This window comes from Streptomyces sp. NPDC018947, from assembly GCF_044390505.1.
Taxonomy (GTDB): domain Bacteria; phylum Actinomycetota; class Actinomycetes; order Streptomycetales; family Streptomycetaceae; genus Streptomyces.
Window position 1 is genome coordinate 118,370 of record NZ_JBIRZD010000020.1, and the last position, 22,972, is coordinate 141,341.

22 protein-coding genes and 1 tRNA gene are annotated in these 22,972 nt (G+C 70.8%); 15 read left to right on the top strand and 8 right to left on the bottom strand.

Translation table 11 applies throughout. The features are described from left to right. Nucleotides 1–5: 5 nt before the first annotated feature. A complete protein-coding gene (locus tag ACH499_RS30940) occupies nt 6–1,028 on the bottom strand; it encodes an SMI1/KNR4 family protein (RefSeq protein WP_399020037.1) in 1,023 nt (340 codons plus the stop codon). Between the two features lie 271 nt (nt 1,029–1,299). Between ACH499_RS30940 and ACH499_RS30945 the strand changes: the two genes are divergently transcribed. Beyond that, on the top strand, nt 1,300–1,827 hold the full coding sequence (locus ACH499_RS30945) for a YwqJ-related putative deaminase (RefSeq protein WP_399020009.1): 528 nt from the start codon (nt 1,300–1,302) through the stop codon (nt 1,825–1,827). Between the two features lie 46 nt (nt 1,828–1,873). After that, complete coding sequence (locus tag ACH499_RS30950; RefSeq protein ID WP_356198585.1) at nt 1,874–2,368, top strand: SUKH-3 domain-containing protein; 495 nt, start codon at nt 1,874–1,876, stop codon at nt 2,366–2,368. 28 nt (nt 2,369–2,396) lie between these two features. Here ACH499_RS30950 and ACH499_RS30955 read toward each other — a convergent pair whose 3' ends face one another. Continuing rightward, nucleotides 2,397–3,719 carry a sensor histidine kinase gene (locus ACH499_RS30955; protein ID WP_399020011.1) on the bottom strand — a complete coding sequence of 441 codons (1,323 nt, stop codon included), beginning with the start codon at nt 3,717–3,719 and terminating at the stop codon, nt 2,397–2,399. Nucleotides 3,720–3,854: 135 nt separating this feature from the next. Between ACH499_RS30955 and ACH499_RS30960 the strand changes: the two genes are divergently transcribed. The 7 genes from ACH499_RS30960 to ACH499_RS30990 all read left to right on the top strand — a co-directional run bounded on the left by ACH499_RS30960 (nt 3,855) and on the right by ACH499_RS30990 (nt 9,543). After that, nucleotides 3,855–4,730 (top strand): hypothetical protein, encoded by an 876-nt coding sequence (locus tag ACH499_RS30960; RefSeq protein WP_399020013.1) that lies wholly within the window; start codon nt 3,855–3,857, stop codon nt 4,728–4,730. A gap of 6 nt (nt 4,731–4,736) precedes the next feature. Next, nucleotides 4,737–4,807, top strand: a tRNA-Gln gene (locus tag ACH499_RS30965). A 118-nt stretch (nt 4,808–4,925) separates the two neighbouring features. Next, nucleotides 4,926–6,374 carry a bifunctional UDP-N-acetylglucosamine diphosphorylase/glucosamine-1-phosphate N-acetyltransferase GlmU gene (gene glmU / locus ACH499_RS30970; protein WP_399020015.1) on the top strand — a complete coding sequence of 483 codons (1,449 nt, stop codon included), beginning with the start codon at nt 4,926–4,928 and terminating at the stop codon, nt 6,372–6,374. Nucleotides 6,375–6,506: 132 nt separating this feature from the next. Then, nucleotides 6,507–7,481 carry a ribose-phosphate diphosphokinase gene (locus tag ACH499_RS30975; protein WP_356198591.1) on the top strand — a complete coding sequence of 325 codons (975 nt, stop codon included), beginning with the start codon at nt 6,507–6,509 and terminating at the stop codon, nt 7,479–7,481. 198 nt (nt 7,482–7,679) lie between these two features. Further along, nucleotides 7,680–8,276 (top strand): 50S ribosomal protein L25/general stress protein Ctc, encoded by a 597-nt coding sequence (locus tag ACH499_RS30980; protein WP_399020018.1) that lies wholly within the window; start codon nt 7,680–7,682, stop codon nt 8,274–8,276. A 90-nt stretch (nt 8,277–8,366) separates the two neighbouring features. Beyond that, nucleotides 8,367–8,969 (top strand): aminoacyl-tRNA hydrolase, encoded by a 603-nt coding sequence (pth, locus tag ACH499_RS30985; RefSeq protein ID WP_356198595.1) that lies wholly within the window; start codon nt 8,367–8,369, stop codon nt 8,967–8,969. Nucleotides 8,970–9,021: 52 nt separating this feature from the next. Next, a complete protein-coding gene (locus tag ACH499_RS30990) occupies nt 9,022–9,543 on the top strand; it encodes a hypothetical protein (protein ID WP_399020021.1) in 522 nt (173 codons plus the stop codon). 70 nt (nt 9,544–9,613) lie between these two features. On the opposite strand, the gene ppc is transcribed toward ACH499_RS30990, so the two are convergent. Further along, nucleotides 9,614–12,355 carry a phosphoenolpyruvate carboxylase gene (ppc, locus tag ACH499_RS30995; protein ID WP_356198598.1) on the bottom strand — a complete coding sequence of 914 codons (2,742 nt, stop codon included), beginning with the start codon at nt 12,353–12,355 and terminating at the stop codon, nt 9,614–9,616. A 300-nt stretch (nt 12,356–12,655) separates the two neighbouring features. Here ppc and ACH499_RS31000 point away from each other — a divergent pair, with 300 nt between their 5' ends. Both ACH499_RS31000 and ACH499_RS31005 read left to right on the top strand, forming a co-directional pair. Continuing rightward, a complete protein-coding gene (locus ACH499_RS31000; protein ID WP_356198599.1) occupies nt 12,656–13,666 on the top strand; it encodes a fatty acid desaturase in 1,011 nt (336 codons plus the stop codon). Continuing rightward, complete coding sequence (locus tag ACH499_RS31005) at nt 13,663–14,337, top strand: TetR/AcrR family transcriptional regulator (protein WP_356198601.1); 675 nt, start codon at nt 13,663–13,665, stop codon at nt 14,335–14,337. Before ACH499_RS31000 ends, ACH499_RS31005 begins: the two co-directional genes overlap by 4 nt. A 32-nt stretch (nt 14,338–14,369) precedes the next feature. Here ACH499_RS31005 and ACH499_RS31010 read toward each other — a convergent pair whose 3' ends face one another. Beyond that, the gene (locus ACH499_RS31010) at nt 14,370–15,176 is read right to left on the bottom strand and encodes a trans-aconitate 2-methyltransferase (RefSeq protein ID WP_399020024.1); all 807 of its coding nucleotides are present in this window, start codon (nt 15,174–15,176) and stop codon (nt 14,370–14,372) included. Between the two features lie 119 nt (nt 15,177–15,295). Here ACH499_RS31010 and tamR point away from each other — a divergent pair, with 119 nt between their 5' ends. After that, a complete protein-coding gene (gene tamR, locus ACH499_RS31015; protein WP_356198603.1) occupies nt 15,296–15,793 on the top strand; it encodes a MarR family transcriptional regulator TamR in 498 nt (165 codons plus the stop codon). Here the strand turns inward: tamR and ACH499_RS31020 are convergent. Next, nucleotides 15,752–16,522: a response regulator transcription factor gene (locus ACH499_RS31020; RefSeq protein WP_356198604.1), complete on the bottom strand. Its 771-nt coding sequence runs from the start codon at nt 16,520–16,522 to the stop codon at nt 15,752–15,754. The two genes, tamR and ACH499_RS31020, sit on opposite strands and share 42 nt — an antisense overlap. A gap of 304 nt (nt 16,523–16,826) precedes the next feature. Here ACH499_RS31020 and ACH499_RS31025 point away from each other — a divergent pair, with 304 nt between their 5' ends. Beyond that, a complete protein-coding gene (locus tag ACH499_RS31025) occupies nt 16,827–17,282 on the top strand; it encodes a GNAT family N-acetyltransferase (RefSeq protein WP_356198605.1) in 456 nt (151 codons plus the stop codon). Here ACH499_RS31025 and galK read toward each other — a convergent pair. The 3 genes from galK to galT are packed head-to-tail and all read right to left on the bottom strand — an operon-like array spanning nt 17,266 to nt 20,502. Further along, nucleotides 17,266–18,438, bottom strand: coding sequence for a galactokinase (gene galK, locus ACH499_RS31030; RefSeq protein ID WP_399020027.1), 1,173 nt, complete (start codon nt 18,436–18,438; stop codon nt 17,266–17,268). The two genes, ACH499_RS31025 and galK, sit on opposite strands and share 17 nt — an antisense overlap. A gap of 43 nt (nt 18,439–18,481) precedes the next feature. Next, nucleotides 18,482–19,444: a UDP-glucose 4-epimerase GalE gene (gene galE, locus ACH499_RS31035; protein ID WP_365602364.1), complete on the bottom strand. Its 963-nt coding sequence runs from the start codon at nt 19,442–19,444 to the stop codon at nt 18,482–18,484. Continuing rightward, nucleotides 19,441–20,502, bottom strand: a complete 1,062-nt coding sequence (galT, locus tag ACH499_RS31040) for a galactose-1-phosphate uridylyltransferase (RefSeq protein ID WP_399020029.1) — start codon at nt 20,500–20,502, stop codon at nt 19,441–19,443. The genes galE and galT overlap by 4 nt, the downstream gene beginning before the upstream one ends. A gap of 178 nt (nt 20,503–20,680) precedes the next feature. Here galT and ACH499_RS31045 point away from each other — a divergent pair, with 178 nt between their 5' ends. Further along, complete coding sequence (locus ACH499_RS31045; RefSeq protein WP_356198610.1) at nt 20,681–22,360, top strand: sodium:solute symporter family protein; 1,680 nt, start codon at nt 20,681–20,683, stop codon at nt 22,358–22,360. Between the two features lie 20 nt (nt 22,361–22,380). Continuing rightward, nucleotides 22,381–22,686: a hypothetical protein gene (locus ACH499_RS31050; protein WP_356198611.1), complete on the top strand. Its 306-nt coding sequence runs from the start codon at nt 22,381–22,383 to the stop codon at nt 22,684–22,686. Nucleotides 22,687–22,972: the final 286 nt, after the last annotated feature.

Here is a 22,972-nt window from a genome sequence, read left to right on the forward strand (position 1 = left end):
CCAGCTCACTCCCCCACCGAGGACGCCGAAGCGGCCGAAGCCGCCGACGAGTCCGCCGTCACCGGCACCGCACGCGCGAAACCGCCGTCCACCATCAGGTTCGCCACCGTCTCCAACTCCGGCGGAGAGCCCGCCAGCCGCGACAGGAACGCGTCGAAGTCCTCACCGCACGGCAGCAGCAACCGCTCCACCCGCTCCGCGGGCGCCAACGACGGATCCACGTCCCGCGCGTCGTCGTACGAGCAGAACCACACCGAACCGATCCGCTCGCCCTTCACCTTCACCGCCAGCAGACCGCCCTGAACGAACGCGACGCCCAGGAAGTCCTTCGTCAGATGGTCCCGCAGACACTTGTTCACATAGACCAGGTCGTTGACCGCCGCCTCCTCACGCACCGTGAAGAACGGCTGGTCCACCAACAGCCCCAGCTCCGCGTCCAACGCCGTCCCCACCGGCGCGCAACCGCCCGCCGCCTTCAGAAACGACCGGTACGCGCCCGGCAGCCGGTACCCGAGGTCCTCCTCGACCCCCTGCACCTGCTGCTCCGTCACCGCCACCCCCGACTTCGGCAGCCCGAAGTGCGCCGGCCGCGTCTCCTGCAACGGCCGCGTGCCCCGCTTGCCCTGATCCACCGCCGTCGTCGCGATACCACCGTGATGCCTCAGCAGCGCCTTCACCTCGACCGGCACCAGCTCCATCCGCCGCGTCCCCGCCACGTGATGCCACGTCCAGCCGTGCGGCGTCGCCACCGCCGGCACCGTGTCCCACAGCTCGTGCCCCGACGCCGACAACGCCGCGTTCGCCGACACGTAGTCCGTCAGCCGCAACTCGTCGACCCCGAAACCCACCGGCGGCTCCGCGATCTCCGCGGCCGCACGGGCGTACGGCGAGAAAACGGGGTAACCGCCCTCGTCCACCCGTACCCCTCTCGGGTGACGGGCCGCCCTCACCGGATCCGGGAAATGCACGACCTGCCCGGCGTAGGCCGCGTTCGGCGGCGCGATCTGCCCGAGCCGACCTGTCGTCATGGCGGTAGCCCCCTGCGGCGTCTGTCTGTCTGCACTGTCTGGATCACCGCGCGGAAAGGCGGTGCCCGACAGCCTAAGCGGTACACCGACACCGGTCACCGGCCCCGGACACCGCACCGCCCGCCACCCCCGGCCCGTCCGTGACCAGCCGTCACCCCCTCGTGACGGACCGCCCCCGCACGGGCGTGTCGCAACGCCCCAGCTTCCGCACCCGCCACGCGATTTGGCACCCTGTGTCCTTCGGGGGGATGCTCAGGAGGGGAAGACGATCATGAGTGCGACACAGACGGGACCACACACCGGCCGACCCGGCGACCCCCGTACCGGCGACCCCCGCATCGGCTGGAGCGCCACCGAAACCCCCCTCGCCCCCACCCTGCGCCACCGCCGCGACGGCATACTGCCCGCCGTCGCCGCCGCCCTGTCCGTACGCGGCACCACCCTCACCGGCACCGCCACCCGCGCCGACACACCCCCCGCACTGCACCACCTCGTCCAGGACTTCCTCGACGCCCTCACCAGCGGCCAGCGCGACCGCTTCACCGGCCGCTGCGCCGAGACGATCCTCATCTCCCGGCACCTCGCCACCGCCGACGCCGCCCGCAGCAAACGCGCCTCACGCAAACCCATGACCAACGGCGAGGCCCGCAAAGCACTCAAGCACGCCAAACTCACCACCCGCCGCATCCGCGAGGACGGCGACCCCCTCCACGGCAGCTACGCCCCGCCCTGCCGCGCCTGCACCGCCCTCAGCGCCCACTTCGGCGTCCGCATCGTCGACCCCACCACCGGCGACTGACCGACCCCCCACGCCGAACACCACCACCGACACGAACCAAGGGCAGATGCACGCCGACCGCACCTCCACCACCCGCTTCCCCGCCCCCGTCGACACCGCCCTGCGCGACGCCGGCTGGCAGCCCGGACGCTGGGACATCAAACAGGCCGAGATCTGGGCCGACACCCTGCGCGAACACACCTCCCCCGCAGGACACCGCCACACCGTCTTCCCCGCCGCCGTCGAAGCCTGGGCCGAATTCGGCGGCCTCCACATCACCCCCACCGGCCCCGGCCGGCAGATCGCCCCCGCCGCCCTCCACCTCGACCCCCTGCACGGCCTCCACATGGCCCGTACCCTCGGCGACCTCGGCCGCGCACTCGGCACCCAGACCTGCCCCCTCGGCACCGAGACCGGCACCCAGTCCCTCATCGCCATCGACACCGAAGGCCGCGTCTACGCCCTCGACCACACCGGCGACTGGTACCTCGGCCCCGGCATCGACCAGGCCCTCGCCGCCCTCGTCACCGGCACCCAGCCCACCCGCCTCACCGCCGGCTGACCGCCACCCGGCAGGCACACCCGGACACCTACGCCGCCGGAATCACCGCGGACACCCGGAAACCCCCCGCGTCCGTCGGCCCCGACACGAACACACCCCCCAGAGCGGACACCCGCTCCTTCATCCCCACCAGCCCGTTGCCACCCGACGGCAACCGCGCCGACGACGCCGACGACACCTCCGGCGGCGGCTCGTTCTCCACCTGCATCGCGATCTCCGACGCCCGGTGCGCCAGCCGCACATACGTCTTCGCGCCCGCCGCGTGCTTGTGCACGTTCGTCAACGCCTCCTGCACCACACGGAACGCCGTCTGCTCCACCTCCGGCGCGTACGACCGCTCCTCCCCCTCCACCGACAACGCCACCACCATCCCCGCCGCAGCCGACTGCCCGATCAACTCGTCCAGCTCCGACAGACACGGCCCGTCGGCCACGCCACGCCCACCGTCCCCCGCGGCCCGCGAAGCCGCCGCCGCCGCGGCCACCCCCACCGCCGCCAGCGGCACCGCCGCCCGCTCCGCACGCCCCCCGTCCGCACCACTGCGCAGCACCCCGAGCATCTCCCGCAGCTCGGTCAGCGCCTGCCGCCCCATGTCCCCCACCAGAGCGGCGTTCTTCACCGCCTTCTCCGGATCCTTCCGCGCCACCGCCTGCAGAGCCGCGGCGTGCACCACCATCAGACTCACCCGGTGCGCGACCACGTCGTGCATCTCCCGCGCGATCCGCGTCCGCTCCTCACCGCGCGCCCACTCCGCACGCTCCTCCGCCCGCTCCGCCAGGAGCTGCAACTCCCGCTCCAGACTGTCCGCCCGCTCCCGCAGACTCTCCATCAGCCGCCGCCGCGCCCCCACGTACAGGCCCAGCAGCACCGGCGGCGCGGTCATGCCCAGGGACGTGGCGATCGACGCGAACGGGATGAACCAGTCACCGACGTCCAGGTCCTCGGCCGCCATGTCCTGCCGCATGCGCACGAACGTCACGATCAGCGTGCCCAGCAGCGACATCCCGGCCAGCGACCCGATGATCCGCCGCGGCAGCTCGGACGCCGCCAGCGTGTAGAGGCCGACGACGCCCATCAGGAACCCCATCTGCGCCGGCGTGACGGCGATCGCCACCAGCACCACCGCGATGGGCCACTTCCGCCGCACCACCAGCACCGAACCGGCCAGCAGCCCGAAGACGGCCCCCGCCGCCCACGGAATCCCCGCGTCCCCGGCGAACGGAACCCCCTCCGCCGCGCACTCCAGCGCGGACACGGCGGCGAGGCCCACATCGAGCACCGCACCGCGCCGCCTGTCCCACCACCACGGCCCACCGCGGGCCGGTACGTGGTCTTCCCCCGTCGTGGTCATGCCCTCCAGCCTACGGGCGCCGGCGGCCCCTTTTCCGGTGACTTTCCCCAGGCGATAGGACGCGATATCCCTCGAACTGGTGAACCTCTCCCCGACCGATGCCGGACGCCTCCATTCCGGCCGGACGGTATGCGCATGGCACATCCACAGGGCAAGTACGCCGACTTCGAGGGCCTTCGCGAGCGGGCCGTGGCGCTGCGGCGCGAGGGACTCAGCCGCCGCGGGATCCGCGACCGGCTGCGCGTCGACAACAACGACCTCCTCAACCGCCTGCTGGAGGGGGAGCCGCCCCCGGAATGGACGAAACGCCCGAACGCGAAGGACGACCTGCGGGAGAGGGCACGGGAGCTGCGGCTCCAGGGCTGGACGTACGACCGGATCCAGGTGGAGCTGGGCTGCAGCAAGAGCTCGACCTCCCTGTGGGTACGGGACCTGCCGAAGCCGGAACGTCGGGCACGCACCCGGGAGGAGGCCTCGGCGATCGCAAGGAGGGGCTGGGAAGCGAAGCTGCGAGTGCGGGAAGAGGAGCGCCGGCGGACCAGGCGGCAAGCATTCGAGGAAGTGGGCAGGCTGACCGACCGCGAACTGTTTCTGGCCGGCGTGGCGCTCTACTGGGCGGAAGGCTCCAAGAGCAAGCCGTACAGCCGCCGTGAACGCGTGACCTTCGTCAACAGCGACCCACACGTGATCTCGCTCTTCATGGCCTGGCTGCGGCTGCTGCGCATCGACCCCGCGCGCCTCAGGTTTTCCGTACACATCCACGAAACCGCCGACGCGGCGCGCGCCGAGGCGTTCTGGGCCGATCACGTCGGCATCGCACCCGCAGAGCTGCTGAAGACGACCCTCAAGCGACACAACCCGCGCACCAACCGGAAGAACACCGACCAGGAGTACCGGGGTTGCCTGCGCATCAACGTACGCGACGGAGCGGACCTGTACCGTCGCATCGAAGGCTGGTGGTACGGCATAGTAGATGCTGCCTCCGCAGCCGATCTAGGAAATCGGACATAGCGGTAATCCCGGGTCGTCTAAGGGCAAGACGTCAGATTTTGGTTCTGATCATGGGGGTTCGAGTCCTCCCCCGGGAGCAGTTGCTGAGATTCGGGCCCTGACCACCCTGTCAGGGCCCGCACTCATGCCCCCGGAAAACACCCCCGGTATCCTGCGGATGTCCACCCCCACCCCCTCAAAGCCGAAGGGCATCCCGTGAGCGCCATTCGCCCGGCAGCCGTCGTCGTTCTCGCAGCGGGTGAGGGCACCCGTATGAAATCGGCCACACCGAAAGTCCTGCACGAGCTGTGCGGACGTTCCCTCGTCGGCCATGTGCTCGCCGCCGCCGGCGAGCTGGAGCCCGAGAACCTGGTCGTCGTCGTGGGGCACGCCCGTGAGCGCGTGACCGCCCATCTCGCCGAGGTCGCCCCGGACGTGCGCACCGCCGTGCAGGAGCAGCAGAACGGCACCGGGCACGCCGTGCGGATGGGGCTGGAGGCGCTGGGCGGCGCGGTGGACGGGACCGTCGTCGTGGTCTGCGGCGACACCCCGCTGCTGACCGGCGAGACGCTGGGCGCCCTGGCCGCGACCCACGCCGCCGACGGGAACGCGGTCACCGTACTGACGGCGGAGGTGCCGGACGCGACGGGGTACGGCCGGATCGTGCGGGACGGGGCCTCGGGCGCCGTCACCGCGATCGTGGAGCACAAGGACGCCTCCGAGTCGCAGCGGGCGATCCGCGAGATCAACTCCGGGGTGTTCGCGTTCGACGGGCAGTTGCTCGCGGACGCGCTCGGGAAGGTGCGGACGGACAACAGTCAGGGCGAGGAGTACCTCACGGACGTGCTCGGCATCCTGCGCGAGGCCGGTCACCGTGTCGGTGCCTCCGTGGCCGGGGACCACCGGGAGATCGCGGGGATCAACAACCGGGTGCAGCTCGCCGAGGCCCGCCGGATCCTCAACGACCGGCTGCTGACGCGGGCGATGCTGGCCGGCGTGACGGTGGTCGACCCGGCGACGACGTGGGTCGACGTGACGGTGACGTTCGAGCAGGACGTCGTCGTGCATCCGGGCACGCAGCTCCAGGGCGCCACGCATCTGGCGGAGGGTGCCGAGGTGGGCCCGAACTCCCGGCTGACGGACACCCGCGTGGGTGCCGGCGCGCGGGTGGACAACACGGTGGCGCTCGGTGCCGAGGTGGGTCCGGAGGCGAGCGTGGGCCCGTACGCGTATCTGCGTCCGGGGACGCGTTTGGGGCTGAAGGCCAAGGTCGGTACGTACGTCGAGACGAAGAACGCGTCGATCGGCGAGGGGACGAAGGTGCCGCACCTGTCGTACGTGGGTGACGCGACGATCGGCGAGTACACGAACATCGGTGCCGCGAGCGTGTTCGTGAACTACGACGGGGAGAGCAAGCACCACACGACCGTCGGGTCCCACTGCAAGACGGGTTCGGACAACATGTTTGTGGCACCTGTCACGGTCGGGGACGGTGCCTACACCGCCGCCGGCTCGGTGATCACGAAGGATGTGCCGCCCGGTTCGCTGGCCGTCGCCCGTGGCCAGCAGCGGAATATCGAGGGTTGGGTGGCCCGTAAGCGTCCGGGGAGCGCGGCGGCGAAGGCGGCCGAGGCGGTGTCCCGGGAGTCCGGTGGCGAAGGCTGACCGGAAACCGGCGCGTCGAACACGGCGTACCGTGATAAGTGCACATCCGCACCCCACCAGCTGAGACGCCTCCCGCACCCAGCCGGAAGAGTCTGTGACGCTCAGCTGCGAAACCTCTGAGGAGAAAGTGCTGTGACCGGGATCAAGACGACCGGCGAGAAGAAGCTGATGTTCTTCTCCGGCCGCGCCCACCCCGAGCTTGCCGAGGAGGTCGCCCAGCAGTTGGGGGTCGGGGTCGTCCCGACGAAGGCCTTCGACTTCGCCAACGGCGAGATCTACGTGCGGTATCAGGAGTCGGCGCGCGGTGCGGACTGCTTCCTGATCCAGAGCCACACGGCGCCGATCAACAAGTGGATCATGGAGCAGCTCATCATGATCGACGCGTTGAAGCGCGCGTCGGCCCGCTCCATCACCGTCATCGTGCCGTTCTACGGTTACGCGCGGCAGGACAAGAAGCACCGGGGGCGTGAACCGATCTCGGCGCGTCTGATCGCGGATCTGATGAAGACCGCGGGTGCGGACCGGATTCTGACCGTGGATCTGCACACGGACCAGATCCAGGGCTTCTTCGACGGCCCGGTGGACCACCTGTTCGCGCTGCCGCTGCTGGCGGACTACGTGGGCGCGAAGGTGGACCGTTCCAAGCTGACGGTGGTCTCGCCGGACGCGGGCCGGGTGCGGGTGGCGGACCGGTGGTGCGACCGTCTGGGTGCGCCGCTGGCGATCGTGCACAAGCGCCGGGACAAGGACGTGGCGAATCAGGTCACGGTGCACGAGGTCGTCGGTTCCGTGGAGGGCCGGATCTGTGTGCTGGTCGATGACATGATCGACACGGGTGGCACGATCTGTGCGGCGGCGGACGCGCTGTTCGCGCACGGTGCGGAGGATGTCATCGTGACGGCGACGCACGGTGTGCTGTCGGGTCCGGCGGCGGACCGGCTGAAAAACTCGAAGGTGAGTGAGTTCGTGTTCACGAACACGCTGCCGACGCCGAACGAGCTGGAGCTGGACAAGATCACGGTGCTGTCGATCGCGCCGACGATCGCGCGTGCGGTGCGTGAGGTGTTCGAGGACGGTTCGGTGACGAGCCTGTTCGACGAGCAGTAAGGGTTCTGCTGTCCGGGCGGTGCCCGGGAGATCGTTTTGGGTGCGGCCTTCCTCTCCGAGTAGACTGCTGAGGTTGCTCGGCGAGGGAGGCCGTGCCCGTTTTTCTCGGGTGTGGTGGTCCGTTATCGACGCGCTCTTCGTAGCAGGCCGTTCGTGGCCGGGTGACCCCGTCCGTTTCTACCTCTACGAGGAGTGATCATGTCCGAGGTGAAGCTCGCCGCCGAGACGCGCACCGAGTTCGGCAAGGGTGCCGCGCGCCGTATCCGCCGCGACAACAAGGTTCCGGGTGTTCTGTACGGTCACGGTTCCGACCCGATCCACCTGACGCTTCCGGGCCACGAGCTGCTGCTGGCGCTGCGTACGCCGAACGTGCTGATCGCGCTGGACATCGACGGCAAGACCAACGAGCTGGCGATCCCGAAGTCCGTGCAGCGTGACCCGATCAAGGGCTTCCTGGAGCACGTCGACCTGCAGCTCGTCCAGCGCGGCGAGACCGTGACGGTCGAGATCCCGGTGCAGGCCGAGGGCGAGCTGGCCCCGGGCGGCAACCTGCTGGAGCACGTCCTGGACGCGCTGCCGGTCGAGGCCGAGGCCACGCACATCCCCGAGCAGGTGACGGTGTCCGTGGAGGGTCTGGAGGCCGGTGCCTCGGTCCTGGCCAAGGACATCACGCTGCCGTCCGGTGTGAAGCTGGCCGTGGACGAGGACGCCGTGGTGCTGCAGGTCCTGGCCGCGCAGGCCGAGGAGGCCCCGGCCGAGGGCGAGGGTGAGGGCGAAGAGGCCGCCGAGGCCTGATCGTCCCCTTTTCACGGTCATCGTGGGTCGGCCGCTGTTCCGGTGCGGGGCAGCGGCCGACGTGTATGCGGGCACGGGTATGAAGGAGACATGGACGTGACGACGGACGCGGGTGCGCCCTGGCTGGTGGCCGGTCTCGGCAATCCGGGCCCCGATTACGCCGGCAACCGGCACAACGTCGGTTTCATGGTGGTGGATCTGCTGGCGGAGCGGCTCGGGGCGCGGTTCAAGCGGCACGGCAAGGCGCAGGCGCAGGTGGTGGAGGGGCGGATCGGTCCGCCGGGGCCGGCGAACCGTCGGGTGGTCCTGGCGAAGCCGATGTCGTACATGAACGTGTCGGGTGGTCCGGTGACGGTGCTGCGGGACTTCTACAAGGTGCCGGTGGCCAACGTGGTGGCGGTCCACGACGAGCTGGACATCGACTACGGGGTGCTGCGGTTGAAGCTGGGTGGTGGGGACAACGGGCACAACGGGCTGAAGTCGATCACGAAGTCGCTGGGTGCGGACTATCACCGGGTACGGTTCGGGATCGGCCGGCCGCCGGGGCGGATGCCGGTGGCGGATTTCGTGCTGAAGGATTTCTCGTCGGCGGAGCGCAAGGAGCTGGACTACTTCGTGGACCGTGCGGCGGACGCGGTGGAGTGTCTGGTGATCGAGGGGCTGGAGCGGGCGCAGGGGACGTACAACTCCTGACTTGTCCGTGCTTGCCGCCCGGGCGGGTTGACCGGCCGCGCGGGTATGGCCAATGATCCCGGCCATGCCTGCCTCAGCCGTCGCCGCTGCCCGTCCTCGTCAGGCCTCCCGTGCCTCCCGTGCCGTGCTGCGGTTCGGGCGGGTCGTGTCGATGGGCACGGTGGCGGCGCTGATTCTGATCGCCGGGGTGTGGGCGTCGTGGGGTACGGCGCAGCACGTGCTGCTGACCAAGGGGCGTGAGCAGGGCACGGTCGAGGTGGCGCGGTGCGGGGGCGGTTCGTGCAGTGGTCCGTTCGTGCCGGCGTCGGCGGGTGTGCCGGCGCGGGAGCGGGTCGTCATCGAGGATTCGGTGGCTGTGTCCCGGGGGCGGACGTACTCGGTGGTGGTGAAGCCGGGCAGTGATGACGTGGTGCGTTCGGGTCCGGCCGGGGTGTTGTACGCGTGGGTGCCGTTGGGGGGTGCTCTGCTGCTGGCGTCGGTGGTGGTGGCGGGCGGTCTGCGGCGGACGCGGGCGGCGTGGGTGATGGCCGGTTCGGGGGTGGCTCTGCTGACGGCGGCGTTCGTCGCGGTGTGACGTGGATACGGCGGTGCCCCCGTGCTCGTGGTGAGCGCGGGGGCACCGTCGTGCCGGTAGGGGGTGCGGGTCAGCCGGTGTTGCGCAGGCCGGCGGCGACGCCGTTGACGGTCAGGAGCAGGGCGCGGGCGAGCAGCGGGTCGGGCTCTTCGCCCTTGGCGGCGGCTTCGCGCTGGCGGCCGAGGAGGGCGACCTGGAGGTAGGAGATCGGGTCGAGGTAGGCGTCGCGGATGGCGAACGTCTGCTTGAGGACCGGGTCGGCGTCGAGGAGTTCGTCCTCGCCGGTGACCTTGAGGATCTCGGTGACGGTCAGGTCGTGCTCGGCCTTGATGGCGTCGAAGACGTGCTTCAGCTCGTCGGGGACGAGGGTGTCGACGTAGTGCTGGGCGATGCGCAGGTCGGTCTTGGCGAGGGTCATCTCGACGTTGGAGATGAAGTTGCGGAAGAAGTGCCACTGCTGGTGCATTTCGTCCAGGACGGTGTCCAGGCCGGCTTCGCGCAGGGCCTTGAGTCCGGAGCCGACGCCGTACCAGCCGGGGACGATCTGCCGGGACTGGGTCCAGCCGAAGACCCACGGGATGGCGCGCAGTCCGTCGAGCGAGACGCCCGAGCCGGGGCGGCGGGAGGGCCGCGAGCCCAGGTGCAGGTCGGCGAGCTGGTCGACCGGGGTGGAGGCCAGGAAGTACGTCGGCAGGTCGGGGTCCTCGACCAGCTTGCGGTAGGCGGTGTGGGCGGCGTCGGAGACGACGTCCATGGCGGCGTCCCAGCGGGCGAGGGCCTCGTCGGACTGGCGGGGCGCGGTGTGCAGGGCGGAGGCCTGGAGGGTGGCGGCGACCGTCAGTTCGAGGTTTTCGCGGGCGAGGGACGGGATCAGGTACTTGTCGGAGATGACCTCGCCCTGTTCGGTCACCTTGATCTCGCCCTCGAGGGTGCCCCAGGGCTGGGCGAGGATGGCGTCGTGGGTGGGGCCGCCGCCGCGGCCGACGGTGCCGCCGCGGCCGTGGAAGAGGCGCAGGCGTACGCCGTAGCGGTGGGCGACGTCGCGCAGTCGGCGCTGGGCGCGGTGGATCTCCCATTGGCTGGTGGTGATGCCGCCGAACTTGGAGGAGTCGGAGTAGCCGAGCATGACCTCCTGGACGTCGCCGCGCAGGGCGACCAGGCGCCGGTAGGAGGGGTCGGCGAGCATGTCCTCCAGGATGGTGTCGGCGGCCTTGAGTTCGTCGGTGGTCTCCAGCAGGGGGACGATGCCGATCCGGGCCCAGCCGGCGTGGAGGTCGACGAGGCCGGCCTCGCGGGCGAGGACGGCGGCGGCGAAGACATCGTCGGCGCCCTGGCACATGGAGATGATGTAGGACTCGATGACTTCGGGGCCGAAGACCTCGAGGGCGCGCTTGACGGTCCTGAAGACGCCGAGGGTCTTGTCGCCGGCGGCGTCGACGGGCGCGGGGGTGGGGGCGAGGGGCCTGCGGGAGCGCAGTTCCTTGGCGAGGAGCTTGGTGCGGTACTCGCGGGGCATGTCGGCGTAGCGCCAGGATTCCTCGCCGAGCCGGTCGAAGAGCTGGCCGAGGGCGTGGTGGTGGGCGTCGGCGTGTTCGCGGACGTCCATGGTGGCGAGCTGGAGGCCGAAGGCGGCCAGGGTGCGGATGGTGCGGGCGAGCCGGCCGTCGGCGAAGAGGGCGCCGCGGTGTTCGCGCAGGGAGGTCTGCACGATGCGCAGGTCGGCGAGGAGTTCGGCGGTGCCGAGGTAGTCGCGGCCTTCCTCGTGGGGGGTGCCCTTGGCGAGGCGCTGCTTGGTGTTCTCCAGCTTCTGCCGGATGCAGGTGGCCTTGAGGCGGTAGGGCTCCTCGGCGTTGAGGCGCTTGTAGCGGGGGCTGATCTCGGGGAGCCGGTCGAGGTCGGCGTCCAGGGAGGCGAGGAGTTCGTCCGTCGCTCCGGTGTAGCGGATGGAGTTGGACAGGAAGCCGCGCAGTTCGTCGATCATCTCCAGGGCGTCGTTGATGCCGTGCTCGTGCTGGAGGATGAGGATGTCCCAGGTGACCTGGGGGGTGACGTTGGGGTTGCCGTCGCGGTCGCCGCCGATCCAGGTGCCGAAGGTGAGCGGGCGGGTGTCGTCGGGAAGTCCGACGCCGGCGCGTTCGAGTTCGGCGGTGAGGTCCTCGAGGACGTCGCCGACGGCGCCGGCGTGGAGTTCGTCGAGGTAGTAGATGGCGTTGCGGGCCTCGTCGGCGGGTTCGGGGCGTACGACGCGCAGTTCGTCGGTCTGCCAGACGAGGTCGATGTTCTCGGCGAGGCGGGTGTCGAGGCGGCGCCGGTCGGACTCGATGACGGGGGTGTCGAGGAGTGCGGCGATGCGGCGCAGCTTGTTGAGGACGGAGCGGCGGGCTGCCTCGGTGGGGTGCGCGGTGAAGACGGGGCGCACGTTGAGGTTGCGGACCGTTTCGCGCAGGTGGTCGGGGTCGGCGTCCTTGAGGCTGTCGGCCGTCCGGGCGAGCAGTCCGCCCTGGGTGGCACGCCGGGCGCGCAGTTCGCGGCCGCGGTGCACCTGCTCGGTGACGTTGGCGAGGTGGAAGTAGGTGGAGAAGGCGCGGACCAGCTTCGCCGCGGTCTGCAGTTCGGTGCCGCGCAGCAGTTCGGCGGCTGCCTCGCCGTCCTCTCGGGTGAGTCGGCGTACCTTCTCGACGAGGTCCAGCAGCTCGGGGCCCTCCTGCCTCACCAGGGTCTCTCCGAGGAGGTCGCCCAGTCGGCGGATGTCGGCCCGCAGTTCGCTGCTGGTGGTCGCCTGGGACACGGACTGGTCGTCGGCACTGCTCACAGGTGCGGCTCCTTGCAGTGTTGAAGCTCGTCTGGAGGGAACCCGGACGGCGTCTCGCGCGGCGGGCGCCGCTTACGGGACCGGACGTCCGGGAAGAAAACTGAGCGGACCGCGCTGTCCGACCGCTCTCCAGGATAGGTGTCGACCGGGACGCGCAGGTTCTGGGGCTCTTGCCGCGGGACGACGCGCTGCCATACTTACGTCGCCGTAGGTTACGGAACCGTAGGAAACCGTGCGTTGCTTCCGTGGCGTTCCGCAGCCCGGCACCGGCCATCACCCTCGACCCCCCAGAGGACGCGCATGACCACGAGTTCCGATGTGATTCCAGACGCTCCGAAGGCTCCCGACGACGGTTCCGCCTCGTCCGCCACGCTGGGCGGGGAGCAGAAGCGTTCGATCGAGCAGATCACCCTCCTGCTGTTCATCACCGTCCCGTTCCTGGCGCTGGTGGCGGCGGTGCCGCTGGCGTGGGGGTGGGGGGTGAGCTGGCTGGATCTGGGCCTGCTGGTCTTCTTCTACTTCCTGGGCTGCCACGGCATCACGATCGGGTTCCACCGTCACTTCACCCACGGTTCGTTCAAGGCGAAGCGGCCGCTGAAGATCGCGCTGGCGATCGCGGGTTCCATGGCGGTCGAGGGGCCGCTGGTCCGCTGGGTCGCCGACCACCGCAAGCACCACAAGTTCTCCGACGCCGAGGGCGACCCGCACTCGCCGTGGCGGTACGGCGAGACGGTTCCGGCCCTGATCAAGGGCCTGTGGTGGGCGCACATCGCCTGGATGTTCGACGAGGAGCAGACGCCGCAGGACAAGTACGCGCCGGATCTGATCAAGGACCCGGTTCTGCGGGCGATCTCGCGCCAGTTCGTGCTGTGGACGGTGGTGTCGCTGGCGCTGCCGGCGCTGATCGGCGGGCTGGTCACGATGTCCTGGTGGGGTGCGTTCACCGGGTTCTTCTGGGGTTCGCTCGTTCGTGTGGCTCTGCTGCATCACGTGACGTGGTCGATCAACTCGATCTGCCATGCGGTGGGCAAGCGTCCGTTCAAGTCGCGGGACCGTTCGGGCAACGTGTGGTGGCTGGCGGTCCTGTCCTGCGGTGAGTCCTGGCACAACCTGCACCACGCCGACCCGACGTCGGCGCGGCACGGGGTGATGCGCGGGCAGGTCGATTCGAGCGCCCGTCTGATCCGCTGGTTCGAGCGGCTGGGCTGGGCGTACGACGTGCGCTGGCCGTCACGCTCGCGTATCGATTCGCGTCGCAACAGGGAGGAAGGCGGCTCCCGCCGCCGGAGGGAAACCGTCGAGGCGGCATGATGGTCGCCGTGGCGACCGACTCCAGCACTCCCAGCAATGACAAGCCGCGGCGTGCGCGCCGTACCCGGATGACCGGTGCCGAGCGTCGCCAGCAACTGCTGGAGATCGGTCGCACCCTCTTCGCCGCGAAGGGCTTCGAGGCCACCTCGGTGGAGGAGATCGCGGCGAAGGCCGGGGTGTCCAAGCCGGTGGTGTACGAGCACTTCGGCGGCAAGGAGGGCCTGTACGCGGTGGTGGTGGACCGCGAGATGCGGCGGCTGCTGGACATGGTGACCAGCTCGCTGACCGCCGGGCATCCGCGTGAGCTGTGCGAGCAGGCCGCGTTCGCCCTCCTGGACTACATCGAGGAGTACACGGACGGCTTCCGCATCCTGGTCCGGGACTCCCCGATCCCGCAGTCGACGGGTTCCTTCGCCTCGCTGATCTCGGACATCGCCACCCAGGTGGAGGACATCCTGGGCCGGGAGTTCAAGAACCGCGGTTTCGACCCGAAGCTGGCCCCGCTGTACGCGCAGGCGCTGGTGGGCATGGTGGCGCTGACGGGTCAGTGGTGGCTGGACGTGCGCCGCCCGAAGAAGGCGGAGGTGGCGGCGCACCTGGTGAACCTGGCCTGGCACGGGCTGGACGGTCTGGAGCCGAAGCCGCGCCTGATCGGCCACCGCAAGGCGTAGCCCGTCCCCCGGTCAGCCGGCGGGTGCGCGGTTCAGGCCTCCTTGGTGGCGACGGCGAAGACGCGGCGGAAGGGGAACGGGGTGCCGTGCGGGCCGGGCGGGTAGGCCTCGCGCAGGGCGGTCCGGTACTCGTCGACGAAGGCGTCCCGGGCCTCGGGGTCGTCGGCGAGGGCGGTGAGGACGGGGCGCAGGCCCGTGCCCGTGACCCAGTCCAGGACGGCGTCCTCTCCGGCCAGCAGGTGGAGGTACGTCGTCTCCCAGACGTCCGCCGCGCAGCCGAGGCCGGTCAGCCGCTCCAGATAGGCGCTCGGGGTGTGGACGGCGTCGTGGCGCAGGGTGCCGGCGAGGCGTCCGCGCCACCGGGGGCTGCCGGCGAGGTCGCGCATCAGGCGGTGGCTGGGGGCGTCGAAGTTGCCGGGCACCTGGAAGGCGAAGGTGCCTCCGGGTCGCAGGGCGGCGATCCAGTCGGCGAACCGCTCGGTGTGGCCGGGGACCCACTGGAGGGTGGCGTTGCTGATGATCAGGTCGTGCGGTTCGGCGGGGGTCCAGGTGCGGGCGTCGGTGCGGGCGAAGCCGAGGTGGCCGCCTTTCGCGGTGGGCCCGGCGTGCTCCCGGGCGCGGTCCAGCATCTCGGCGGAGTTGTCGTGGCCGGTGACGCGGGCGGTGGGCCAGCGGGCGGTGAGCAGGGTGGTGACGTTGCCGGGTCCGCAGCCGAGGTCGGCGATGCGGGGGCGTGGTGTGGGCAGCTCGGGGATCCTGGCGAGGAGGTCGGCGAAGGGGCGGGCGCGGTGGCCTGCGTGACGCAGGTACTGGGCGGGATCCCAGGCGGGCGCGGACATGGTGCCTCCAGGGGGCGGCCGTAGGGGACGGATACCCAGCCTCACGCCCGGACTCTCTCGACGTCAAGAGAGTCGACATCAAGAGACTTCATGTCGACACAACCACTACACTGATCGTCATGGAGGACGAGGTCGATCGGCTGGTCGCAGCGTGGCGCCGGGAGCGCCCGGACCTCGACGTGGAACCACTCGAGGTGCTGAGCCGGGTGAGCAGGCTCGCCCGGCACCTGGACCGCGCACGCCGGCTGGCCTTCTCCGAGCATCAGCTCGAACCCTGGGAGTTCGACGTCCTGACGGCACTGCGCCGGGCGGGCACCCCGTACCAGCTCTCGCCGGGGCAGCTCCTCACCCAGACGCTGGTCACCTCGGGCACGATGACCAACCGCATCGACCGCCTCGCCAAGAAGGGCCTGGTCGAGCGCCTGCCCGACCCCAGCGACCGGCGCGGCGTGCTGGTCCGGCTCACCGAGGAGGGCCGGGACCGCGCCGATCAGGCCCTGTCCGGGCTGCTGGACCAGGAGCGCGCGATCCTGGCCGAGCTGTCCCGCGCCCAGCGCGGTGAGCTGGCCGCGCTGCTACGCCGGCTGACCGCCCCGTTCGACAACATCCCCGGCTGACAGGTCGACGGGGCCCACCCCGGCCCGCCGGGCGAGCGCCACCGCGGCGAGCGTGGAGTGGACGCCGAGCTTGCCCAGCACGTTCTGCATGTGGGTCCGCACCGTGTGCGGGGACAGGTACAGCCGCTCGGCGACGGCCTTGCGGCCCAGCCCGGCGACCATGCAGCGCAGCACCTCCCGCTCCCGCGGGGTCAGCGACTCCACCAGCCGTTCGCTCTCCGTGCGGTGCTTGCGGGCGGCGGTCAGCTCGCGCAGCACGCCGGTGAGCAGGGCGGGCGGCAGATGCGTCTCGTCGCGCAGCACCCCCCGGACGACGCTGAGCAGCCGCGACAGCGAGCAGTCCTTCGCCACCCACCCGCAGGCACCGGCCGCCAGCGCCAGGGCCGCCCGCCGGGGGTCGTCCTTCTCGGCGAGGACGACGATCCGCACCCCGGGCTGTGCCGAGCGCACCCCGGCGACCAGTGAGATGCCGTCCACCAGCCCGTCCGCGTCGCCCTCCCGCACGGGCACGGCCGGCCGGGCGCCGGGCACGTGTGCGCCCAGGTCGGCGTCGACGAGCAGCACGTCGTACCGCCGTCCCTCGGACGCGGCCCGCTCCAGGCAGCGCAGCGCGGCCGGGCCGCTTCCGGCGGCGGACACCTCGACGTCCGGCTCGGCGGCCAGGGCGGCGGCGAGCGACTCGGCGAAGATGCGGTGGTCGTCCACGACCAGCACTCGGATACGCACCACGAAACCCCCTTCCCCAAGCTCCCGAGGAGCAGGGGATGTCCGTCGTCAAAAGGCGGCACCGGCGCGGGCACGGAGCCCCGCGCCCCCGTGTCCGTCCTGGAACGTCCTCGCGTGCGGTACCGGGGGACGGGTCGCCGCAGCCGCACGGTCGCCGCCGTGCAGTAACCGCTACCCCCGCCCCGGGTGCCGTACCCGGCCCTCTCGCCCCCTGATCGGCACCGGCCCCCACCGGTGCTGTCCTTCAGAGTACGGGCGGGTGCCGGGAGCGGAAGGCCGTTTGCGGAACTGACAGCCGGGCGCGTTTATGGTGAGCCGCATGTTCCGTCTGGTGACAGAAGTGGACAAGGCACGGCGGGATCTGCTGCGCGCCCGCCTGAAGGAGACGAACACGGCCGCCTCCGCGGTCCTGCGCTCCCTGCGCGGCACCCCCCACGAACGTGCGTTCCCCCTGCACGTCTGGGTCCTGGACGGGGGCGGCGGCCTCGCGGGCGGTCTCGTCGGGCACACCTGGGCGACGTGGCTGCACGTGACGTACCTGTGGGTGGACGGGCGGCACCGGGGAGCGGGGCTCGGCACGGCGCTGCTGGAGGAGGCGGAACGGGCCGCGCGCGAGGAGCGGGGGTGCGCCGCGGCACGCGTGGAGACGTGGGACTTCCAGGCGCCGGGGTTCTACCGCGGGCGGGGGTACGAGGTGGTGTGCGTGATCCCCGACTATCCGCCGGGGATCACGGAGTACACGCTGGTCAAACGGCTGGCGTGAGGCGCCGCGCGCCCGCCGAGGGCACCGCCTCGAACACCCGGGGGGCGCGGAGGCCCGCCGCCGCGAACGCCTCCTGGACCGCCTTGGTGATCGCCTCCACGTCACCGGCCTCGGCCAGGACGATCGCCGAGCCGCCGAAGCCGCCGCCGGTCATCCGCGCCCCGAGGGCCCCGGCGCCCGTCGCCGTGTCGACGACGAGGTCCAGTTCGGGGCAGGAGACGCGGAAGTCGTCCCGCAGGGAGACGTGGCCCTCGACGAGGACCGGGCCGATGGCGCGGAGGTCACCGGACTCCAGCAGCGACACCACCCGCTCCACGCGCCGGTCCTCGGTCACCACGTGGCGGACCAGGCGGCGCACCTCGTCCTCGTCGCCCAGCCGCTCCAGCGCCGCGTCCAGTTCCTCGTACGGGACGTCCCGCAGCGCGTCGACGCCCAGCAGGGCCGCGCCCTTCTCGCAGCCGGCCCGGCGCCTGCCGTACTCGCCCTCGCTGTGGGAGTGCTCGACGCGGGTGTCGACGACGAGCAGCCGCATGCCCTCGGCGGCGAGGTCGAAGGGGATGCGGCGCTGGGAGAGGTCGCGGGTGTCGAGGAACAGGGCGTGCCCGGCCTCGCAGCACGCGGACGCGGTCTGGTCCATGATGCCGACCGGCGCGCCGACGTAGACGTTCTCCGCGCGCTGGCACAGGCGGGCGAGCCGCCGGCCGCCCAGACCGAGGTCGTGGAGGTCGTTCAGCGCCAGGGCGACGACGACCTCCAGGGCCGCCGACGAGGACAGCCCCGCGCCCGACGGGACCGTCGAGGCCAGGTGGACGTCGGCGCCGGTGATCTCGTGACCGGCCTCCCGCAGCGCCCACACCACGCCCGCCGGGTACGCCGTCCAGGACGTGTCCGTCCCGGGGGCGAGGTCGGCGACGCGCAGCTCGGTGACGCCCTGCCCGATGTCCGCCGAGTGCAGGCGCAGGACGCCGTCGTCGCGCCGGGAGACCGCGGCGACCGCGGTGTGCGGCAGGGCGAAGGGCATGACGAAGCCGTCGTTGTAGTCGGTGTGCTCGCCGATGAGGTTGACCCGGCCCGGCGCCGCCCACACCCCGTGCGGGTCCGCGCCGTACAGCTCCCGGAACCGTTCGCCGACCGCCCGCGCGACAGCCTCGCTCATGCCTGACCCCTCGCCCTTCCGTATCCGTCCACGTTCCGCTTGTCTACTCGGCGTTGCGCCGGGCGAACTCCCAGGCGTCCGCGACGATCCCCGCGAGGTCGGCGCGGGTCGGGTTCCAGCCCAGCTTCTCGCGGGCGGTGTCGGCCGACGCGACCAGGGTGGCCGGGTCGCCGCCCCGGCGGGGGGCCACGACCTCGGGGATCGGGTGGCCGGTGACCCGGCGGACGGTCTCGATGACCTCGCGGACCGAGAAGCCGTTGCCGTTGCCCAGGTTGCAGATCAGGTGCTCGCCGGGGACGGCCGCGTCGAGGGCGAGCAGGTGGGCGTCGGCCAGGTCGGCGACGTGGATGTAGTCGCGTACGCAGGTGCCGTCCGGCGTCGGGTAGTCGTCGCCGTAGACGGAGATCGCCTCGCGCCTGCCCTGCGCGACCTGGAGCACCAGCGGGATCAGGTGGGACTCGGGGTCGTGGCGCTCGCCGTGCGCCCCGTACGCGCCCGCGACGTTGAAGTAGCGCAGCGAGACAGCGCCCAGGCCGTGGGCCGCCGCCTCGCCGGTGATCATGTGGTCGACGGCGAGCTTGGAGGCGCCGTAGGGATTGGTGGGCCGGGTCGGCGCGGTCTCGACGATCGGCACCTGCTCGGGCTCGCCGTAGGTGGCGGCGGTGGAGGAGAAGACCAGCCGGCGCACCCCCGCCTCGCGCATCGCCGCCAGCAGGGCCATGGTGCCGCCGACGTTGTTGTCCCAGTACTTCTCGGGCTTCACGACGGACTCGCCGACCTGCGAGAACGCGGCGAAGTGGAGGACTCCGTCGAAGGACGGGTCCAGCCACTTGGCGGCGTCACGGATGTCGCCCTCGACGAACGTCGCGCCCGCCGGGACGCCCTCCCGGAAACCCGTGGAGAGATTGTCGAGCACGGTGACCTCGTGTCCCGCCTCCAGCAGATGCTGGGCGACCACGCCGCCGACATAGCCCGCACCGCCCGTCACCAGGTACTTACCGCTCATGAACTCGCTACCTCTCGCAGTCGTCCGGCCGCGCGCTCCGGAGGCACGTCGTTGATGAACACGTTCATGCCGGACTCGGAGCCCGCGAGGAACTTCAGCTTGCCGGACGTACGGCGAATCGTGAAAAGCTCCAGGTGAAGGGCGAAGTCGTCACGCGTGACACCGTCCGGACCGGGGAGCGTGCCGAACGGTGCCTGGTGCCAGGCGGCGATGTACGGCGTGGGCGGTTCCCCCTCCCCGAACAGGCGGTCGAAGCGCCTCAGCAGCTCCAGGTAGACCCGGGGGAACTCGGCGCGCGCCGCCTCGTCGAGGCCGAGCAGGTCGGGCACGCGCCGCTTGGGGTAGAGGTGCACCTCGTACGGCCAGTGCGCCGCGTACGGCACGAAGGCCACCCAGTGCTCACCCTCCAGGACGACCCGCTCGCCGGCCCGTTCCCGCTCCACGACCGCGTCGAACAGGTTCTCCCCGCCGGTCGCCTCCTTGTGGGCGGCGAGCGAACGGAGCATCAGGGCGGTGCGGGGCGTGGTGAAGGGGTAGGCGTAGATCTGCCCGTGCGGGTGGCCCAGCGTCACACCGATCTCGGTGCCGCGGTTCTCGAAACAGAACACCTGCTCGACGGAGGGCAGATGGGACAGCTCCGAGGTGCGGTCCGTCCAGGCGTCGAGGACGAGCCCGGCCTGCTCCTCGCCGAGGTCGGCGAAGGAGGCGTGGTGGTCGGGGGTGAAGCAGACGACCTCGCAGCGGCCGGAGTCGCCGGCCAGCGAGGGGAAGCGGTTCTCGAAGACCACCACGTCGTACGAGGAGTCGGGGATCTCGCTCAGCCGGCCGTCCCGCGAGGGACACAGGGGGCATTCGTCGGCGGGCGGGTGATAGGTGCGGCCCTGGCGGTGCGAGGCGACGGCGACCGCGTCGCCGAGCAGCGGGTCGCGGCGGATCTCGGAACTGGTGACGGTCCGCTCCAGCGGGCGGCGGTCCACGGCGTCCCGCACGGTGTCGTCGCGCAGGTCGTAGTAGACGAGCTCACGACCGTCGGCCAGCCGGGTCGAGGTCCTCTTCACTGCCGCTCTCCTCTACGCCCACACCCAATCACCCAACACAATCAAACATAACAGACCACACTCTCCCCCCACATGGAACATCACAATCCAACAAAGAACTACAAGGAGAGTGTTCAATCCCTGAACGCGGAGGCTTAGGTTCCGCACCGGATCAGTTCACGCGACGAAGCGAGTTCGTATGCACACCCCCACACTGCTGGCCGCGGAGCTCAGACTCCCCACCAACTGGCTCGACTACACGATCCTCGGGATCTACTTCGCCGTGGTCCTCGGCATCGGCTTCGCCGCCCGCCGCTCGGTCAGGACCAGCCTGGACTTCTTCCTGTCGGGCCGCTCACTGCCCGCCTGGGTCACCGGTCTCGCGTTCATCGCCGCCAACCTGGGCGCCACCGAGATCCTCGGCATGGCGGCCAACAGCGCCCAGTACGGCGTCTACACCACCCACTGGTACTGGATCGGCGCCATCCCGGCGATGGTCTTCCTCGGCCTGGTGATGATGCCGTTCTACTACGGTTCCAAGGTCCGGTCGGTGCCCGAATTCCTGTTGCTGCGCTTCGACAGAGCGGCACATCTGCTGAGTTCGATCCTGTTCGCCTTCGCGGCCGTTCTGATCGCCGGTGTGAACCTCTACGCCCTCGCCATCGTCGTGGAGGCGCTGCTCGGCTGGCCGGAGTGGGTGGCCATCGTGGTCGCGGGCTTCTTCGTCCTCGCGTACATCACCCTGGGCGGCCTCTCCTCGGCGATCTACAACGAGGTCCTGCAGTTCTTCGTGATCCTCGCGGCGCTCATCCCGATCACCGTCCTCGGCCTGCGCAAGGTCGGCGGCTGGGACGGCCTGTCGGACTCCCTGACCCGGTCCCACGGCGCGGACTTCGTGACGTCCTGGGGCGGCACCGGCATCGGCAACGCCAACCCGCTCGGCGCCAACTGGCTGACCATCGTGCTGGGCCTCGGCTTCGTGCTCTCCTTCGGCTACTGGACGACGAACTTCGCCGAGGTGCAGCGCGCCCTGTCGGCGAAGAACCTCTCCGCGGCCCAGCGCACGCCGCTGATCGCCGCGTTCCCGAAGATCTTCATCGTCTTCCTGGTGATGATCCCGGGCCTGGTCGCCGCGGTCCTCGTCCCGAAGATCGGCACGCCCGGATCGGACCTCCAGTACAACGACGCGATCCCCTACCTGATGCAGCAGTTGCTGCCCAACGGCGTCCTGGGCATCGCGGTGACCGGCCTGCTCGCCGCGTTCATGGCGGGCATGGCGGCCAACGTCTCCTCCTTCAACACGGTGTTCACCACCGACATCTGGGCGAAGTACGTGGTGAAGGACCGCGAGGACTCCTACTACGTCCGCTTCGGCCGCCTGATCACGGCGATCGGCGTCCTGGCGTCGATCGGCACGGCGTTCCTGGCGTCGTCGTTCTCCAACATCATGAGCTACCTCCAGACGCTGTTCTCCTTCTTCAACGTGCCGATGTTCGTGGTCTTCATCATCGGCATGTTCTGGAAGCGCGCGTCGATGAAGTCGGGCTTCTGGGGCCTGCTCGCCGGCACGGTGACCGCGATGCTGAACTACTTCTGGATCTACAAGCAGGGCATCATCGACATCCCCTCCGACCAGGGCGCCAACTTCGTCTCGGCGATCGCCGGCTTCGTCGCCGGGGCCGTCGTCATGGTCGCCGTGACCCTGTTCACCGAGCCCAAGCCCGCGGAGGACCTCCAGGGCCTGGTCTACGGCACCCGTTCCCCCGGCATGGCCGAGCCGCCCGCCAAGGGCGACGACGCGTGGTACCGCAAGCCGGCGCTGCTGGGCTGGGGCGCGGTCGTGCTGGCCGCCGCCTGCTACATCCCGTTCTCGTTGTGACGCGGGAGGATGGAGAGAGCATGTCCGATTCCTACTCCGACAAGAACGTCCAGGAGGAGGTCTCCGAGCTGGAGACCAAGTCCGCCACGGCCGCGCGGCTGTTCGACATCCGGCGGATCATCGGGGGGCTGTTCGTCGTCTACGGCGTCATCGTGACGATCGCGGGCTTCGTGGCGTCCGACGAGGAGATCGACAAGGCGCAGGGGGTGAACATCAACTTGTGGACCGGGGTGGGGATGCTGGCCCTCGGGGTGTTCTTCCTGGCCTGGCTGAAGCTCCGCCCCACGGCTCCGCCGGTGCCGAAGGAGGATGCGGGGCCCGAGTAAGGGGCGTGCCCCGGCCCGGCGTGTGCGGGGGCGGCCCCGCTGGTCCGGCGTTGCCTGGTCGCCCGGCGTGTGCGCGAGCGCGCAGCTAGGACGGCGCGGCGGAACGGCGTGAGCCGGGGGCGGGACGGCGGCCAGCCGCGTACGGCGGGAAGGGGACGGGTCGGGGGGTGTCCGCCCGCAGCGGTTGGCGCGTCAACGCCGGCACATCTCGGCCAACCGATTCCGCGCCGTTCCGAGGACGGACACCCCCCGACCCGGCCCCGACCCACAAGACCACCGAACGCGC

Coding starts and splice junctions, on each gene's coding strand:
- ACH499_RS30950 (WP_356198585.1), top strand. CDS start 1,874: ATGCACGCCGACCGCACCTCCACCACCCGCTTCCCCGCCCCCGTCGAC.
- galE (WP_365602364.1), bottom strand. CDS start 19,444: ATGAGCGGTAAGTACCTGGTGACGGGCGGTGCGGGCTATGTCGGCGGC.
- tamR (WP_356198603.1), top strand. CDS start 15,296: ATGGAGGACGAGGTCGATCGGCTGGTCGCAGCGTGGCGCCGGGAGCGC.
- ACH499_RS31050 (WP_356198611.1), top strand. CDS start 22,381: ATGTCCGATTCCTACTCCGACAAGAACGTCCAGGAGGAGGTCTCCGAG.
- ACH499_RS31010 (WP_399020024.1), bottom strand. CDS start 15,176: ATGTCCGCGCCCGCCTGGGATCCCGCCCAGTACCTGCGTCACGCAGGC.
- ACH499_RS31000 (WP_356198599.1), top strand. CDS start 12,656: ATGACCACGAGTTCCGATGTGATTCCAGACGCTCCGAAGGCTCCCGAC.
- ACH499_RS31005 (WP_356198601.1), top strand. CDS start 13,663: ATGATGGTCGCCGTGGCGACCGACTCCAGCACTCCCAGCAATGACAAG.
- ACH499_RS30955 (WP_399020011.1), bottom strand. CDS start 3,719: ATGACCACGACGGGGGAAGACCACGTACCGGCCCGCGGTGGGCCGTGG.
- galK (WP_399020027.1), bottom strand. CDS start 18,438: ATGAGCGAGGCTGTCGCGCGGGCGGTCGGCGAACGGTTCCGGGAGCTG.
- ACH499_RS30960 (WP_399020013.1), top strand. CDS start 3,855: ATGGCACATCCACAGGGCAAGTACGCCGACTTCGAGGGCCTTCGCGAG.
- ACH499_RS30980 (WP_399020018.1), top strand. CDS start 7,680: ATGTCCGAGGTGAAGCTCGCCGCCGAGACGCGCACCGAGTTCGGCAAG.
- ACH499_RS31045 (WP_356198610.1), top strand. CDS start 20,681: ATGCACACCCCCACACTGCTGGCCGCGGAGCTCAGACTCCCCACCAAC.
- pth (WP_356198595.1), top strand. CDS start 8,367: ATGGACGTGACGACGGACGCGGGTGCGCCCTGGCTGGTGGCCGGTCTC.
- ACH499_RS30945 (WP_399020009.1), top strand. CDS start 1,300: ATGAGTGCGACACAGACGGGACCACACACCGGCCGACCCGGCGACCCC.
- ACH499_RS30940 (WP_399020037.1), bottom strand. CDS start 1,028: ATGACGACAGGTCGGCTCGGGCAGATCGCGCCGCCGAACGCGGCCTAC.
- ACH499_RS31025 (WP_356198605.1), top strand. CDS start 16,827: ATGGTGAGCCGCATGTTCCGTCTGGTGACAGAAGTGGACAAGGCACGG.
- ACH499_RS30990 (WP_399020021.1), top strand. CDS start 9,022: ATGATCCCGGCCATGCCTGCCTCAGCCGTCGCCGCTGCCCGTCCTCGT.